General features: G+C 51.1%; 14 protein-coding genes. 1 reads left to right on the forward strand and 13 read right to left on the reverse strand.

Annotated features, from left to right (window positions below; all coding sequences use genetic code 11):
* The first annotated feature begins 239 nt into the window (after positions 1-239).
* A complete protein-coding gene (locus Q0785_RS12860) occupies positions 240-1,811 on the forward strand; it encodes an SH3 domain-containing protein (protein ID WP_298830357.1) in 1,572 nt (523 codons plus the stop codon).
* Positions 1,812-2,025: 214 nt separating this feature from the next.
* Here the strand turns inward: Q0785_RS12860 and dtd are convergent, their stop codons facing one another.
* From dtd to ruvB, 13 genes are all read right to left on the reverse strand, one after another.
* Entirely contained in the window at positions 2,026-2,466 is a 441-nt protein-coding gene (gene dtd / locus Q0785_RS12865) for a D-aminoacyl-tRNA deacylase (RefSeq protein ID WP_298830359.1), read from the reverse strand.
* Positions 2,467-2,475: 9 nt separating this feature from the next.
* Positions 2,476-4,668 (reverse strand): bifunctional (p)ppGpp synthetase/guanosine-3',5'-bis(diphosphate) 3'-pyrophosphohydrolase, encoded by a 2,193-nt coding sequence (locus tag Q0785_RS12870; RefSeq protein WP_298830361.1) that lies wholly within the window; start codon positions 4,666-4,668, stop codon positions 2,476-2,478.
* A gap of 80 nt (positions 4,669-4,748) precedes the next feature.
* Complete coding sequence (locus Q0785_RS12875; RefSeq protein ID WP_298830363.1) at positions 4,749-5,273, reverse strand: type 1 glutamine amidotransferase domain-containing protein; 525 nt, start codon at positions 5,271-5,273, stop codon at positions 4,749-4,751.
* Positions 5,274-5,294: 21 nt separating this feature from the next.
* Complete coding sequence (locus Q0785_RS12880; RefSeq protein ID WP_298830365.1) at positions 5,295-6,848, reverse strand: glycosyl hydrolase family 28-related protein; 1,554 nt, start codon at positions 6,846-6,848, stop codon at positions 5,295-5,297.
* Positions 6,849-6,939: 91 nt separating this feature from the next.
* On the reverse strand, positions 6,940-7,452 hold the full coding sequence (locus tag Q0785_RS12885) for an adenine phosphoribosyltransferase (protein WP_223638143.1): 513 nt from the start codon (positions 7,450-7,452) through the stop codon (positions 6,940-6,942).
* A complete protein-coding gene (gene recJ, locus Q0785_RS12890; protein ID WP_298830368.1) occupies positions 7,443-9,785 on the reverse strand; it encodes a single-stranded-DNA-specific exonuclease RecJ in 2,343 nt (780 codons plus the stop codon). Before recJ ends, Q0785_RS12885 begins: the two co-directional genes overlap by 10 nt.
* An 83-nt stretch (positions 9,786-9,868) precedes the next feature.
* Complete coding sequence (locus Q0785_RS12895) at positions 9,869-10,222, reverse strand: lipopolysaccharide assembly protein LapA domain-containing protein (protein ID WP_223638145.1); 354 nt, start codon at positions 10,220-10,222, stop codon at positions 9,869-9,871.
* Between the two features lie 79 nt (positions 10,223-10,301).
* A complete protein-coding gene (secDF, locus tag Q0785_RS12900; RefSeq protein ID WP_298830370.1) occupies positions 10,302-12,575 on the reverse strand; it encodes a protein translocase subunit SecDF in 2,274 nt (757 codons plus the stop codon).
* Positions 12,576-13,067: 492 nt separating this feature from the next.
* Complete coding sequence (locus Q0785_RS12905) at positions 13,068-13,379, reverse strand: post-transcriptional regulator (RefSeq protein WP_298830372.1); 312 nt, start codon at positions 13,377-13,379, stop codon at positions 13,068-13,070.
* A 119-nt stretch (positions 13,380-13,498) separates the two neighbouring features.
* Positions 13,499-13,774: a preprotein translocase subunit YajC gene (gene yajC, locus Q0785_RS12910; RefSeq protein ID WP_223638151.1), complete on the reverse strand. Its 276-nt coding sequence runs from the start codon at positions 13,772-13,774 to the stop codon at positions 13,499-13,501.
* A 42-nt stretch (positions 13,775-13,816) separates the two neighbouring features.
* Positions 13,817-14,959 (reverse strand): tRNA guanosine(34) transglycosylase Tgt, encoded by a 1,143-nt coding sequence (tgt, locus tag Q0785_RS12915; protein ID WP_223638168.1) that lies wholly within the window; start codon positions 14,957-14,959, stop codon positions 13,817-13,819.
* A complete protein-coding gene (gene queA, locus Q0785_RS12920) occupies positions 14,956-16,038 on the reverse strand; it encodes a tRNA preQ1(34) S-adenosylmethionine ribosyltransferase-isomerase QueA (RefSeq protein ID WP_298830374.1) in 1,083 nt (360 codons plus the stop codon). The genes tgt and queA overlap by 4 nt, the downstream gene beginning before the upstream one ends.
* Entirely contained in the window at positions 16,035-17,033 is a 999-nt protein-coding gene (gene ruvB / locus Q0785_RS12925; RefSeq protein ID WP_298830376.1) for a Holliday junction branch migration DNA helicase RuvB, read from the reverse strand. The genes queA and ruvB overlap by 4 nt, the downstream gene beginning before the upstream one ends.

Here is a 17,033-nt window from a genome sequence, read left to right on the forward strand (position 1 = left end):
ATAAGTATAATAAAGAGAAACTTCACTCAGTGGGGATTCTTTATCCCCCACTGAGTGTTAGTTGACCCAATCGGACTTTTACGGGCAGTGGAGCTCCCTCTTTTATAAGCGGGAGTCCTACTGCCCGTTAAAGCGGGATAAATCAATCTTAATAACTCCCCGATTGCTTGTCAACCTTTTTGACACAAGGCGCCCGTTTTTTGATACTATGGGAGAGAAGTTTCTTTAGGGGGAATGGCATGAAACGCAGATGGTTCATCGTACTTATTTTATTCTTTTTATTCACAGCCGGCAGCTTGCCGCTGCTCGATAAAGATCATGCATCAGCCGATACCGGCACCGTCCAAATTTCCGGCACCACGGTCAATGTCAGAAGCGGCCCTGGATTGTCATACAGCGTAACCGGCGATTTGGAGCAGGGACAGACAGCTTCCGTCATTTCCAAAGAAGGCGACTGGCTGGAAGTCCGGGTCGATGACAAGGAAGGCTGGATCGCTTCCTGGCTGACAACATCCAAGGATGAAGAACAAACGGCATCCGGCCAAACAGCCGTATCATCGGTCAACGGCCTGAACGTCCGTGCACAACCCGATCTCTCAGCAGCCGTACTGACGAAGATGAAAGCCGGAGACGAGGCTGAAGTGATCAGCGCAGCAGGAGACTGGCTGGAAATCAATTTCCGCAATACCCGGGGATTTGTCTCCAAGCAATACATAAGCGTGGCTGATGGAGCACCCGAAACAGATCAGGCGGCTGACGCCGAGAAAACAGAGGAAAAGAAAGAGGCGCTTTCCAAAGTCTCTTCTTTCGAAATTGCCGTCAGCGCATTGAATGTCCGCTCAAAACCTGATCTCAGCTCGAAAATCCAACAGACAGTCAACCAAGGACAGGTCTTCCCTGTCGTGTCCATGGAAGGAAATTGGGTGGAAATCCAATTGGCTGAAGACAAAAACGGCTGGGCATATGCATTCCACGGCCAATTATCCGACGAGACAGCCGAAACGCGCTCAAACGATACACAAGAGTCCGTCACCATCCTGACCGACGGTACAAACCTGCGGACCGAAGCGACAACTGCATCTGAAGTTGCCAGCCGCGCAGATGCCGGCGATAACTTGCCGGTCATCGATAAGCAAGGCGAATGGTATCAGGTTTCATTGCCGGATGGCCAGGCAGCCTTCGTTGCCGAATGGGTCGTGTCTTCTGAAGACACGATTGCAGAGGATGAACAGACAGAAATGCCTGACCGCAAGAAAGGCACCTTGAACGGCATAACCATCGTGCTCGATCCGGGCCATGGCGGCAATGACGGCGGTACCGTCGGCGTCCGCAAAACAGAAGAAAAAGAATTGACCTTGAAGACGGCAGAGATCCTGTCCCATCATTTGAACGCAGCTGGAGCCGAAGTCGTCATGACCCGCCAGTCCGACACCTATGTCGACCTGCGCAAGCGCGTTGCCAGCAGCCAACAGGCTGGAGCCGACGCCTTTGTCAGCATCCATTACGATGCCACCGACGACAGCAGCGTGTCCGGATTCACATCCTATTACCAGCACGATTACCAAAAAGAACTGGCCGAATACCTGAACTCGGGACTCGGTGACAAACTGACCCTGCACGACCGCGGCGTCCAGCACGGCAATTACCTCGTGCTCCGTGAAAATCAGCAGCCGGCCGTGCTCGTCGAACTTGGCTTCCTCAGCAACTTCAACGAAGAACGCGTCCTGACCACCAAACAATTCCGCGAACAGGCGGCGCTCGGCCTCTATACCGGCATCATCAACTACTTTGATGCGCAGCTGGGTGAATAAAAAAAGCACGGAGAAAATATTCTCCGTGCTTTTTTGTGTGGATTTTTGTGTTTCGTGCATATTTCTTTCCGAACGTGCGCAATATCTGCTGAGCGCGCGTATTTTGAAAAAAGCGTGCGTATCTGGCCGCGAACGTGCGTATCGCACAGGAAGCGTCCGCATACAAGCAAAAAAAGAAGCACAGGCAAACTCGCCTGTACTTCTCGATAAATCCCTATTTAGATTCCACCAGGATCGTCACGGGGCCGTCATTGACCAGCTGGACGTCCATCATGGCGCCGAAGATGCCGGTTTCGACAACGAGGCCATGACTTCGCAGCGCCTCGTTAAAGGCCTGCCAAAGCGGTTCTGCCGTTTCCGGCCGCGCCGCCGAGATGAAGCTTGGCCGGCGCCCTTTCTTGACATCGCCGTAAAGCGTAAACTGGGAGATCGACAGGATCTCGCCGCCGTTGTCGAGAATCGACCGGTTCATCTTGCCTTCTTCGTCTTCGAACAGGCGAAGCTGGGCAATCTTGCCGGCCAGATAATCGGCATCCTTCTCTGTATCTTCATGGGTGATGCCGACAAGCAGCACATAGCCGGAGCTGATGGCTCCGGTTATGTCGCCTTCGACCGTCACCGATGCTCCTTTGGATCGTTGCAGAACTACTCTCATGCTGCCTCCTTAATTCGTCACACGCTGGACCGAGTAGACATCGGGAATCGATTTAATCCGTTCGACGACGCGGTTCAGGTGCGAGATATGCGGAATCATGATCGACAGGTTGATCGTCGCGATTTTGTCTTTATCCGCACGGCCGCTCACTGCGGTGATAGTCGTCTTCGTTTCGCTGACCATGTGCATGACTTCATTGATCAAACCGGTGCGGTCATATGCCTGCACTTCGATGTCGATCTGGTACGATTTGTTATCCGGTGACCCCTCATTCTCCCATTCGACCGGTATCAGGCGGTCGTTTTCTTCGGAGTGGATGTTCGGACAATCGGTGCGGTGGACGGAAACGCCTCGGCCTTTAGTGATAAAGCCGATGATGTCGTCGCCCGGCACCGGGTTGCAGCATTTCGACAGGCGGATCATCATGTTGTCGATGCCTCGGACGATGACGCCTGATTCCGTCTGCTTTTTCGGTACATTGGATTTCATTTCAACAGTGATTTTTTCAAGTGCTTCTTCCTGCTCACGCTTTTTGCGCATTTTTTCTGCCAGGCGGTTGACGACCTGCTGAGCAGTAATTCCGGTAAAGCCGACCGCTGCGTACATATCGTCTTCGCCCGCAAAATTGAATTTATCACAGACACGTTTGATATTTTCGTTCGTCAGCACTTCTTTGATCGGGAACTCCTGGGATTTGATCTCTTTTTCGATCATGTCACGGCCTTTTTGGACATTGTCTTCACGCAATTGCTTTTTGAAGAATTGCTTGATTTTGTTTTTGGTCTGCGTTGATTTGGCGATCTTCAGCCAGTCGCGGCTGGGGCCGAAAGATTGCTTGGAGGTCAAAATTTCCACGATGTCTCCCGTATGCAACTCCGTATCGAGCGGTGCCATCTTGCCGTTTATTTTGGCGCCGATGGTTTTATTGCCGATTTCCGAGTGGACACGGTAGGCGAAATCGATTGGGCAGGAGCCTGCCGGCATTTCGATGACGTCGCCTTTTGGCGAGAAGACGTAGACCATGTCAGAAAACAGGTCGTATTTCAACGATTCCATGAATTCTTCCGCGTTGTCGGATTCGTTCTGGAAATCCAGGATTTCACGGAACCACGACAGGCGTGAATCGACTGAGCTTTTCGGCTTGTCGATGGTTTTGCCTTCTTTATAGGCCCAGTGCGCAGCTACCCCATATTCAGCGATGCGGTGCATTTCTTCGGTGCGGATCTGCACTTCCAGCGGATCGCCTTGCGGACCGATTACGGTCGTGTGCAGCGACTGGTACAGGTTCTGTTTCGGCATCGCGATGTAATCCTTGAAGCGGCCCGGCATCGGCTTCCATGTGGAATGGATGATGCCCAGTACCGCGTAGCAGTCCTTGATGCTTTCCACTGTGATGCGGACTGCCAATAAATCATAGATTTCGTTGAACTGTTTATTTTGGATGGCCATCTTCCGGTAAATGCTGTAGATGTGTTTCGGCCGGCCGAAAAGATCCGCCTTGATGTCGACTTCGTCGAGCTGCGTGCGGATCTCACCCATAACTTTATTTAAATATTCTTCCCGTTCGGTCCGTTTCTTTTTCATCAAATTGACGATCCGGTAATACTGCTGCGGATTCAAATAGCGCAACGCGGTATCTTCCAGTTCCCACTTGATGGTATTGATCCCAAGCCGGTGCGCAATCGGGGCAAAGATTTCCAAGGTTTCATTGGCTTTGATGCGCTGCTTTTCAACAGACTGGTATTTCAGGGTCCGGAGATTGTGCAGACGGTCAGCCAGTTTGATGAGGATGACACGGATGTCCTGTGCCATCGCCACAAACATCTTGCGGTGGTTTTCCGCCTGCTGCTCTTCCTTGGACAAATACTTGATCTTGCTCAACTTGGTCACGCCGTCGACCAGCATCGCCACTTCTTCATCGAAATCACGGACGATGTCTTCACGGCTGACTTCCGTGTCCTCCACGACATCATGCAAAAAGCCCGCTGCCACAGTGGCTGGATCCATCTGCAGCTCTGCCAGGATCCCGGCCACCTGCACCGGATGCACAATATATGGTTCTCCGGATTTCCGGAACTGTCCCATGTGGGCATCGTACGCAACTTGATACGCCTTCTCAATCGTTTTCACATGATCGGCATTCATATAAGACGCAACCATCTCGAATACATCTTCAGCTGTTCTCACTTGATCCTTCGCCATAATTGCCCACCTTGCTTTAAATTTTTCCAAAAGTATATCTTTCTATTATAAAAAACAAAGTGGTTAAATGTAAAGCTTTGTTAGCCCTTCTCCATCACTTTAATGAATTCACGGAGATAATCCGGCAGATCCGGCGGCCGCCGGCTTGACACCAAGTGCCCATCCACCACCACGGCTTCATCCAGCCACTCCGCGCCGGCGTTGACCATATCATCTTTTATGCCCGGCGTACTGGTGACTTTCCGGCCATTTAAAATATTGGCGGAAATAAGCACCCACCCGGCGTGGCAAATTTGCCCGATCGGCTTTTTCTGGTCATCCATATGGCAGACCATCTCCAAAACTTCCGGAAAACGGCGGATTTTGTCGGGTGCCCAGCCGCCTGGAACAAGAATCGCATCGTATTCCTTGGTGAGCGCTTCGCCATAGGTCATATCCGATTTTGCCGGAACGCCGTATTTGCCGAAATAATCGATGCCTGCCTCTTCTCCTGCGATGTCCACTTCCGCCCCTTCTTCACGCAATCTTAAAATCGGATACCAAAGTTCCAGATCCTCGAATTCATGGTGAACGAAACTCAACACTTTCTTTCCAGTCAATCTCATATTGTTGCCTCCTCGTATAGTTTAAAGTAAATGGCTGCTGCGTTTTCTGACACTCTCCAGACGGACCAATTCACTGCCTTTTCCGACAGCCACCGCCTGTTCGGCAGAACCCAGGCAGATCAAGTTCTCCACCCGTACACTCCGGGCGCTTTGTTCACCGCCGGCAATCGACACGTCAGCGCTTGCCGTCGTGAAATCCCGGATGACGCCGTTGGTCAAGGACACGCATGCGGCACGGTATTGAATGGCGGCAGCAGGCTGCTTTTTATAATCAGTATCGGGATCTCCCACAAACAAAAAGCGGTTGATGGCGACATTCCGATAGCCGGACACCACCAGACTTCGCGGCGGCGACCCTTCGTAAAGGGATGTTTCAACCGGTTCGATGGATACCAGCCGCTGCGCTTTTATATTGAACGCCGACCGCGATTCCGGATCGTCTTTTTTATGATGGCCGATATGGCGGAAATTGAACGACCGGTTGTCGTGGACTGATAGATGCCCCGAAATATAGACCCCTGATGCTGCCGAGGAATTGGCGTGGGCTTTGATCTCGATGCCTCCGAAACAGCGGGTGCTGGAATTGTCGACTAGCCAAACGTGTCGGGAGCCATCATCCACTTCAAAGCCATTGGAGTTGGAAAAGCCCCGGTTGTGCGCCCGGCCGCTCGGGTCGCTGAAATGCGAATTGGAGACGAAGATATAATCGCTGTGATGCGTCGTCAAACCATCATCGCCAAAACCGGAGCCGGTGACGCCGTCGAGCCAGACAAACCGGCTGCCGCCCTTGCCCCGCAGCCCGTCTCCGGCGTAATTATACAGAGGTGCTGTGATATCGAAGCAATGCAGACCCGGATTGAGCGCTTCCACATCCTTGACCCAGCCATAGGTGACGTGCGCATAAGTCAGGCAGCTTGAATGATTGCCGCCTGCACTGGTTTTTTCGATTTCACCGAGACGTTCGATATGCCAGTCAAGCGTTAGCTTTTCCACGGAAATATTGCGGTTGCCCGACAGGTGATGGCTATTGGTCAAAAGCCGGGCCTTCCGCGGCGCTTTCGGATGCAGCTTTATGGTGGTACGGCCTTTTCCTGCTCCGACCAGGCGGGTCCACGACGGCAGACGAAGACCTTCCACCACATAAACGCCTGCCGGCACCTTCACTTCGACCGCACCTTTTCCGAAAGCTTTTTTAAAAGCTTCGGTGCAGTCTGTTTCCCCGTCGCCCAAAGCGCCATAATCCCGGACGTTGACGCGGCGCTGGATGGTTGAATCCAGTTTGCGGTATTCACTGTCCAGCCTTTCTTTCCATTCAGGGTAAAGCTGCTGCCCGGACACACGGGTTTCGAAATTGTGTTCATCTGCAGGCTTGAATTCTTCTGCGAATAAAGACCAAAGTTTCTCGGTGAGGCTGGATTTCCGACGGGCATGTTTGCTGACGGCAAAATCTTTTTTGATGGCGTTGAAGTATTGTTCGGTCTCGCGGGTGATTTTCTCTAGAGGTGTACGATTATCCAGGTAGTGGTCAATCCATGCAGCATTTAATCGGGGGTTGTGCTCTTTTTCCAACTTCATCTTCCGGCCACCTCCTATTCGTCTTTACTGTGTCCATACCCTTGATCCAAGAAAAAAATCCCTCCACCCGAAAAGGCGAAGAGATTCACTATTAATACTGCATTAATGTCGTTACATCATAGCCGTCCAAATTCTTGCGGCCGTCCAAATAAGTCAATTCGATCAAAAATGCACAGCCGACTACAATGCCGCCCATTTGCTCAACCAAATTGATGGTCGCACCGATCGTGCCGCCTGTAGCAAGCAAGTCATCGGTGATCAAAACGCGCTGACCCGGTTTGATGGCGTCTTTGTGCATCGTCAATACGTCTGTTCCATATTCAAGGCCATATTGGGCACGGATTACTTCGCGCGGCAATTTCCCTTCTTTACGGACTGGGGCAAAGCCAAGTTCAAGCGCATAGGCAACCGGACACCCGATGATGAAACCGCGTGCTTCCGGTCCTACGATAATTTCAGCATTCACTGTTTTTGCGTATTCAACGATTTGATCCGTCGCATACTTATAGGCAGTTCCGTCGTCCATCAACGAAGTGATGTCCTTAAACTGGATGCCTGGTTTCGGCCAATCTTCAACAATAGTGATGTACTTCTTCAAATCCATATTTCTTCCTCCTTGGCAGACACTTTCGCATCGAACCACTCTTTTAAATCTTTATAAGATGCATACAAAAGCTTCTGCTCCAGTGCAATCTGCTGCTCGCGCTTCTTGTAGATCGGCGCTTCCGACAAATCCTTTTTGCTCGGCGATTGTGCAATCTCGGTAATGCCATTGTTAAGTGTAACAAAACCGAGTTCAAAAAACACCTGCAGCATGAAAAATAATGATTCACGCGTCCAGCCTTTATGTTTTGCCAGCTCGTCGCAATGTTTATTGAAATCAAAAGTACCGCGTTTCTTCAGGAAAGCGAACAGCCATTTAAACTGTTCACGCGTCGGGATCTGCTCAAAATACTGCGAATCCTTGGCATGGAAATGCGCATAGATCCGCTGCGGTTTCATTGTCGCGAGAACCGAGGCCAACTGCTCTTCCGATTCCGGAAGGTCCAACAGCACCAAGTGATGCTTGTTGCCTGCCAGTGAATCCAATTTGTCAGCCATGCAGATCGGCTGTGACAGAAACGACTGGAAGATAGAAGGCGTCTCTTCTTTGAAAGCCAGATATACCTGGTTTTCCTGAGGAATGAGCTTGGACCAGCGCGATACTTGGCGAATGCCGCGGATATCAAATAATTGCCATTGATCCGTGCGGACATCCTCCACCATCAGCTGGGGCTTTTTGCGGCCATTCCACTCATTGATCTGCAGATCGCCGATTACATCTATTTTGACGTCCGGCGTCAGCTCGTCACCGACTGGTCCGATGCCGAAACCGACAGCGTCCAGCGAAGCTGCATGCTGCGTCAGCTCCATCTTCAAATGGTTCTGCGCTGCACCGATTTTACGGATCGACGCCACTTTGACGCCTTCCAGATAGAACTTCGGCTTGGCAAAGCCCATGCCGAAAGGGGCCAGAAGACGCATTGATTCAATGGCCGTGATGTCGATTTCATCCAGGCGGAGCGGGATGTCGATTTCCACGACCGGCAAGAGGTCTTCTTCCGTTAAACTGGTTTCCGCCTGTTTGTTGAGACGGTCACGCAGATCATCGACGTCAGATGCTTCGAGCGTCATGCCGGCTGCCATCGGGTGTCCGCCGAAATGCGGAAGGATGTCCCGGTTCTTAGCCAGTTCGTTATACAGATGGAAGCCCTCAATGCTGCGGGCAGAGCCTTTCGCTTTTCTGGTCTCCGGGTTCAGCGACAGGACGATCGACGGGCGGTAGAATTTCTCAGTCAGTTTCGACGCGACAATGCCGACAACTCCCGGATTCCAGCCTTCCTGAGCGACCACGATTACGCGCGGAGAACCATCCGGATAACGCTGTTCCACCTGCTGCATCGCTTCTTCTGCAATCTGCTTGACGATGGCCTGGCGTTCTTTGTTCAATACGTCCAGTCCGGAAGCCAGTGAACGCGCTTCCGCCGGGTCTTCCGTCAAGAACATCTGAACCGCGGGATCAGCGTCCTGAAGCCGTCCGATTGCATTGATGCGCGGACCGAACATGAAGCCGATCGTCTCTTCCGTAATGTCCTGCTGCTTGACGCCGGCCACTTCGCATAGCGCCGCAATCGCCGGGCTCGGCGAATCGATCAGCGCCGCCAGTCCTTCTTTGACAAATAAACGGTTTTCGCCGTGAAGCGGAACCAGATCGGCAACGGTGCCGATTGCCGTCAGTTCGATCAGGTGATCCGGCATTTCTTCATAAAGGGCATGTGCCATTTTAAAAGCTACACCGACTCCGGCCAGTTCCCCGAACGGATAATTCCCTTCAGGATGGCGCGGATGGACAACCGCCAAAGCATTCGGCAAGGTTTCTCCGATGTCGTGGTGGTCGCTGATGATGACATCCATCCCCAACCCATTGGCGAAATCGACCTGTTCGATGCCTGAAATGCCGTTATCCACCGTGACGATCAATTTTGTGCCATTATCGAAAGCTTGTTGAAACAATTCCGTGTTCGGTCCGTACCCATGCTTAAAGCGGTTCGGTATCATAAAGGACACATCTGCCCCTAAATCCTGCAAAACAGTCATCATGACCGTGGTGCTTGTCACACCATCTGCATCATAATCGCCATAAACTACAATTTTCTCCTGGCGGTCGATGGCTGCGCGAATGCGTTCCACTGCCACATCCATATCCTTCATCAAATAGGGATTATGTATGCCGCTGACGTCCATTTCCATAAACACGCGGGCTGCTTCCACAGTATCCAAACCGCGTGTCACCAAAATCTTGGCCAATACGGATGAAATCTTCAATTCCTTTTGGATTTCCTGTACTGCCTGTTCGTCCGGCGTCGTCAAACGCCATCTTTTTTTGGATTCAATCATCGTATCACTTCCTCACCGGTTCATTATACAGTAAAAAATCGCAGACAAAAACCTTTCGGCAACTGCACCGAAAGGTTCATTTTTCAGATTTCCTCTTTTGTCCGCTCTTCGCTGGTGACGACTTGAGCGTCCGGCACCACACCAGCTTTCTGGTATTCGCCGATTTCGTTCTGTTGGGTCGCGATCAGGTTTTCTTTGACCGCCATCTCTTTCTGCAGCGATTTTATTTTGCGCTGCATCTGGTAGTTGCGAAGGATCGCCAGCACACCGCTGAGCAGAAACCCGAGAAGCGCTGAAGCCAGAATCACCAGGATCAACGGCCATTCAGCTTCGCCGAATACATAGTTGACAGGCACTTCATCCACATTGACAACGGCAAACACCGCAATGATGACTGCAAAAACAAGTCCGATTAAAATAAGCCATTGTAATTTCATCGTATAGTCTCCTTTCAAACTAATAAAAAAATGGAACAAGGTCATAATAACTATACCCTGTTCCAATTCCAACCTAAACTTATACGACAGGCTCGTCAGAACCCCATTTGCTTTCCTGCTCTTTCTTCTCGATGTCGATCGGCCCTTTTTTCTTCAGCTCGCCTTTCTTCAAAACCAGCCATAACTGGGCAGCGATGAAGATCGAAGAATACGTACCGGCAATCAACCCGATAAGCAACGCGATGGAGAAGTTGGTGATCGATGGTGCACCGAAGATCAACAATGCGATGACCACCAGCAGCACGGTCAATACCGTGTTAACGGAACGGCCGAGTGTTTGGCGGAGCGATACATTGACCACTTTCTCCAACTGTTCGACAGAATCGATTTTCTTCATGCGCTTCATGTTTTCACGGATTCGGTCAAATGTTACGATGGTGTCATTGATCGAATACCCGACAATCGTCAGGACAGCCGCGATGAAGGTGATGTCCACTTCCAGACGCAGAAGGCTGAAGATGGCAACGATGAAGAATGCATCATGGATCAATGCGACGACGGAAGCCACACCCATACGCCATTCAAAACGGAAGGCTACATAGATGATGATGCCGATTGCCGCAATCGACAAGGCATACAACGCGTTTTTCGCGAGCTCCTGGCCGACTGTCGGCGACACAGTCGAAACGTTCGGCTCTGCACCGAACTCTTCTGTCGCTACCGATTTCAGGCTGTTGATGTCTTCCTGGCTAAATTCCTCGTTATAACGGGCTACCCCGATATTGGATGCATCACCCGAAATGACGATGTCATCCGTTTCAAAGCCGGCGCCGTCCAGGAAGCTTTGTACTTCTTCCTTCGTCAATGCCGCTTCTGAAGTGATTTCTACACGGGTACCACTCGAGAAGTCAATGCCCAGATTCAAGCGGAACACGCCAATAACAGCCATCCCCGCCACAATCAGGACGATCGAAGCCAAAAAGAATTTATTGCGGTTGCCCGCAAAATCAAAACGGTCAAAGCGGGTTGAAAGATCCGTGATTTCCAACTCTTCTTCTCTTGCATGGATGGCCGATTTCTTCAAACCGAACAACCCGAATCTATTGTCCAGCACACCGCTGTGGACCCACAGGCCAAGCAACAGGCGAGATCCCCAAACAGCTGTCAGGAAGCTGGCCAAAATGGAGATGATCAATAATGTCGCAAATCCTTTAACCGAGCTTGTCCCGTAATAGAACAGCACGACGGCCGCAAGCAATGTCGTGATATTGGCATCGATGATTGCGGAGAAAGAAGAACGTGCGCCGACTTTAAACGCTTCTTGAACCGATTTCCCGACTCGCATTTCTTCACGGATCCGCTCATAGGTGATGATGTTGGCATCTACTGCCATCCCGACACCCAGCATAATCGCCGCGATTCCCGGAAGCGTCAGAACGCCGCCGATCCACTCGAACACCAGCAGGATCAGGTACACATACGCCGATAATGTAACGACTGCGACCATACCCGGCAAGCGGTAATAAACCAGCATGAACACCAGCACTAATGCGATACCGACAGCTGCAGCGACCATGGTCTGATCAAGCGCCTGTTCACCGAACTGGGCGCCGACAGAAGTCGAATAGATTTCTTCCAGACTTACCGGCAAAGCACCGGCATTCAGGATGCCTGCCAGATTCTGTGTTTCTTCTACAGAGAACGATCCCGAGATTTCAACGGATGGTGACGAAATCCGCTGCTGGACACTCGGTGCCGAGACGAATTTCGGATCCGCCTTCATGCGTTCTTCCGCGAAGGAATCCACACCTTCCTCAAAATCCAGCCAGATGACCAAAACATTGTCCGGTGCCGGCATCTGGGAAACTTCTTCTGTCACTTCGGCGAATTTGCCGGGATCATTCAATTCCAGCGTGACAATCGGATTGCCGTTCTGGTCGAAAGTTCCGGTTGCGCCGCCTTGCTTCAAATCATTTCCGGAAAGCAGCAGATTGTCTTCCGCGTCACGGAAAGTCAGATTCGCTTCCGTCGACAGCAATTCACGCGCCGACGACTGGTCCTCGACTCCCGCCAACTGGACCCGGATCCGGTCTTCCCCCTCAATCTGGATGACCGGTTCACTGACGCCGAGAACGTTGATCCGGTTCATCAACGCGTCCGTCGTATCCGTCAGCACACTTTCTGTAACTTCCTTGCCATCTAAGGTTTCCACCTCGTAGAGCACTTCAAAGCCGCCTTGCAGGTCAAGCCCTAACCGTATGTCTTTTGCGATGGGTAAACTCGTGGTGCCAATGATTCCTATCAGTACAATAACCAGTAAGAAAAAGGCAATGATGCGACCTCTTGCTTTCATATGTAAACTTCCTCCTCGGGTGTGTAAAACATAAGCACTATCATTATGAAACAGCCGCTGATTGCTGTCAAATTGAACTTGGTGAGTTGAATAAAAAAACAGTTTTCATTGTATGAAGAATTCGTTCCAGGCGGACAAGGCATTGGGCGAAGGCAGTTCGGACAATGCCTTTGCGACGAAGCTAGCGCAGCGATGCAGGAGCAGTGTTATCGCAACTCGCTTTACTGGAGCATGTGCCGCCTTCCACTCTTTCTTCCAGAGATCATTGCGTTACAAATCAATTATTTGGTAAGAACTTAGAGCATATTATCGGACGACTACCCCAAACAAAAAGGCTCGTTTCAAATCCACTAAATATCTTAGCGCCGGCGCGTCCACGGGCTGTGCGGAGCCAGGAGACGGGTGTTCTTCCCGGCTCCTGGTGTGAGCTCTGCCCTAAGCGTCCGAAGCGGCGGGTAAAAGCTAAACTCCTAAATGCACACATTCAACCTACTACGGTTTTTTCGGAGATGGACGCAGGAGGTGCTCGATGTTTTCGAGTGTGCTGTCGTCGTTCCAGCGCGCCTTCTTCAACGCTTCGACTTGGTGGTAGGCCAGAAAGTCGGAAGCGGTCATGTCCATGATGTCGTTGATCATTTCATATAAGTGCATATTGCTTATATCTTTTTTTCGCCATTTTTTCTTGATACAAAAATCCCATAGGTCTTCTTCGGTGAAAGTATCATATTGAAAATAATGAAATTCGCTGCATTTGCTTTGAAGCGCCGGCAATACGAGTTCAAAATGATCTGGATAACTCGTCATGCGTGTTCTCCTTTCCCTTGTACTGTATCCATTGTACCCTGTAACTGGAAAATTTAGAATAAGGACATTATTTTTAGTTAAAAAAAACGCCTTCAGATTCGAAGGCGAGCTTTTACATTTTAGATCATCGATTTTGCTGATTCTACTACTTTAGCGATTGCTTGACGCTCGAACTGCAAGCGTGTGCCATCAGCTACAGTGATGTAGACAGTTGCATCGTCCACTGCATCAACAAGGCCGTGCAATCCGCCGATTGTTACAACGCGGTCGCCGCGTCTCAATTCAGACTGCATGTTTGCTGTTGCCTTCTGACGTTTTTGGGCAGGACGGATGATGAAAAACCACATTAGCAAGAACATTAATAGTAAAGGTGATAACGCAATTAAAGTTTCCATTATTCATTTTCCCCCTTTCACTTTCTCTATTCTCGTACAGACTCAGAAATTTTTAGCATTGGGTTTATTGAAACCGTAAGCTTCAAAAAATTCTTCGCGGAAATCTCCCAGACGGTCTTCGCGAATCGCTTGACGCACCTGTTCCATTAAGTTTAACAGAAATTGAAGGTTATGATAACTAGTAAGCCTAATTCCGAACGTTTCATCTGCACGAATCAAGTGATGGACATAAGCACGCGAATAATTTTTGCATGTATAGCAATCGCATTTGTCGTCGATCGGGCCGAAATCACGCTTGAAAGCAGCATTCTTGATGTTCAATCGGCCTGTGCTCGTCATCAATGTGCCATTGCGGGCAATACGGGTCGGCAGGACACAATCGAACATGTCGATGCCGCGGATCGCGCCGTCGATCAAGGAATCGGGTGAACCGACGCCCATCAGGTAACGCGGTTTGTCGGCAGGCATCAACGGCGTCGTGTATTCAAGTGCACGGTTCATGACGTCTTTCGGTTCGCCGACGGACAGACCGCCGATTGCATAACCGGGAAAATCGAGCGAAACGAGGTCCTGGGCGCTTTGCTTGCGCAGGTCTTCGAACTCGCCGCCTTGGATGATGCCGAACAAGGCTTGGTCTGATTTGCGTTCATGCGCTTCCAGGCAGCGTTCCGCCCAGCGCGAAGTCCGCTCAACGCTGGATTTCATGTATTCATGCGTCGCCGGGAATGGCGGGCATTCGTCAAAGGCCATCATGATGTCAGAGCCCAGGTCGTTCTGGATCTGCATCGCTTTTTCCGGGCTTAAAAACAGCTTATCGCCGTTCATATGGTTGCGGAAATGGACGCCTTCTTCTTTGATGTTACGGAATTCACTCAACGAAAACACTTGGAATCCACCGGAATCGGTAAGGATCGGACGATCCCAGTTCATGAATTTATGCAGGCCGCCCGCTTCTTTGATGATGTCGTTGCCGGGGCGCAGCCATAAATGGTAAGTGTTGCTGAGGATGATGCCGGCGTTCATGGCTTTCAATTCTTCAGGTGACATGGTCTTGACCGTCGCTTGCGTCCCTACGGGCATGAATGCCGGCGTTTCGAACGAACCGTGCGGCGTATGGACGATACCCAGGCGCGCGCCGGTTTGTTTACAGGTCTTGATGTGTTCATACGTTACTGCTGCTGTCATTGGTGATTCTCCTTTTTCTGTGGTTCGATGAACATCGCATCCCCGAAACTGAAGAAACGGTAGCGTTCATCAACGGCTTGTTGATAGGCGTTCAAAATGTGGTCACGGTTCGAAAGAGCGCTGACCAGCATGACTAAAGTCGATTTCGGCAAATGGAAATTGGTGATCAAGCCGTCGATAGCTTTGAATTCGTAACCCGGGAAAATGAAGATATCGGTCCAGCCGCTGTCTTCCTGCAGCTCCCCACCGAACTTCTGGGCAACTGATTCCAAGGTGCGCGTGGATGTCGTCCCGACGGATACGATGCGGCCTCCCTGTTTTCTGGTTTGATTGATCAAATCGGCTGTTTCCTGGGTGATGCGGTAAAACTCCGAATGCATTTCGTGGTCTTCGATCGAATCGACCGACACCGGACGGAATGTCCCAAGACCGACGTGAAGCGTGATAAATGCGATATTGACGCCTTTGGCACGGATCTCCTCCAACAGCTCATCGGTGAAATGAAGTCCGGCTGTCGGCGCTGCAGCACTTCCCCGCTCTTTTGCGAAAACAGTCTGGTAACGATCCTGATCTTCCAGTTTTTCACGGATATAAGGCGGCAGGGGCATTTCGCCCAATTGGTCCAGAATCTCGTAGAAAATACCATCGTAGATCATTTTGAAATGCCGGCCGCCGTGGTCCAGGATGCCGGTGCATTCTGCACGCAGCAAGCCTTCCCCAAAGGAAACGACCGTACCGACTTTCACTTTCTTCGCCGGTTTGACCAAGGTCTCCCAGACGTCGTCTTCGATCTGCTTCAACAGCAATAGTTCGATGTTGGCGCCTGTATCTTCCTTGACGCCCATCAAGCGGGCGGGAAGCACGCGTGTATCATTGAGGATCAATGTGTCGCCTTCATGCAGATGTTCCGTGATATCACGGAAATGGCGGTGTTCAATGTCACCGGTGGTTTTATCCATAACCAACAGCCGGCTCGACGTACGGTCAAGCAACGGCGTTTGGGCAATCAATTCCTCCGGCAGTTCAAAATCAAAATCCTGTACATTTAAGGTTGTGGGTGGTGTGTTCAATTTAGTCATTCAGGCATCTCCATTTTAAAGTGTTCGTAGGCAAGTTGCGTTACGGTGCGGCCTCTCGGTGTGCGCTGGATAAATCCGATCTGCAGCAAATACGGTTCGTAGACGTCTTCGATCGTCGTCGACTCTTCCCCGATGCTCGCAGCAATGGTATCCAGGCCAACCGGACCGCCGCGGAAGCGCTCGATCATGCCCGTCAATAATTTATGGTCAATATGGTCCAATCCAAGCGGATCGACCTGCAACATTTCCAGTGCCTGCTCCGCCATATCCATGGTGATGGAGCCGGTGCCGCGCACCTGTGCATAATCGCGTACACGCTTGAGTAAACGGTTGGCGATACGCGGGGTCCCGCGCGAACGGCGGGCGATTTCGACAGCGGCATTCGGATGGATATCCGCTTCAAATAATTTTGAGCTGCGGACGACGATATCCGTCAATGCTTCCGTGTCGTAATACTCGAGGCGGGACAAAACGCCGAAACGATCGCGCAGCGGTGCAGATAAAGCGCCTGCACGCGTCGTCGCCCCGATCAAAGTGAACGGCGGCAGATCCAGCCGGACAGAGCGCGCAGTCGGCCCTTTGCCGACGACGATGTCCAGACAGAAATCCTCCATCGCCGGATACAGCACTTCTTCGATCGAACGGTTCAAGCGATGGATTTCATCGATGAACAGCACGTCTCCAGGCTCAAGTGACGACACGATCGCCGCCAGATCACCCGGACGTTCGATGGCCGGTCCACTGGTCATTTTGATGTTGACTTCCATTTCGTTGGCGATAACGGCTGCCAAAGTGGTTTTCCCGAGTCCAGGAGGCCCGTACAACAGCACATGGTCCAAACTTTCCTGGCGCATTTTCGCGGCTTCGATGAAGATCTGCAGATTGTGTTTTACTGAATGCTGGCCGATATACTGGCCCAGCAATTGAGGGCGGAGCGATTGCTCAAAGCGTTCATCGAACTCCGTTGCCTCACTGTCTATGATGCGTTCTTCCAT

Source organism: uncultured Planococcus sp., from assembly GCF_947501725.1.
Classification (GTDB): Bacteria; Bacillota; Bacilli; order Bacillales_A; family Planococcaceae; genus Planococcus; species Planococcus donghaensis_C.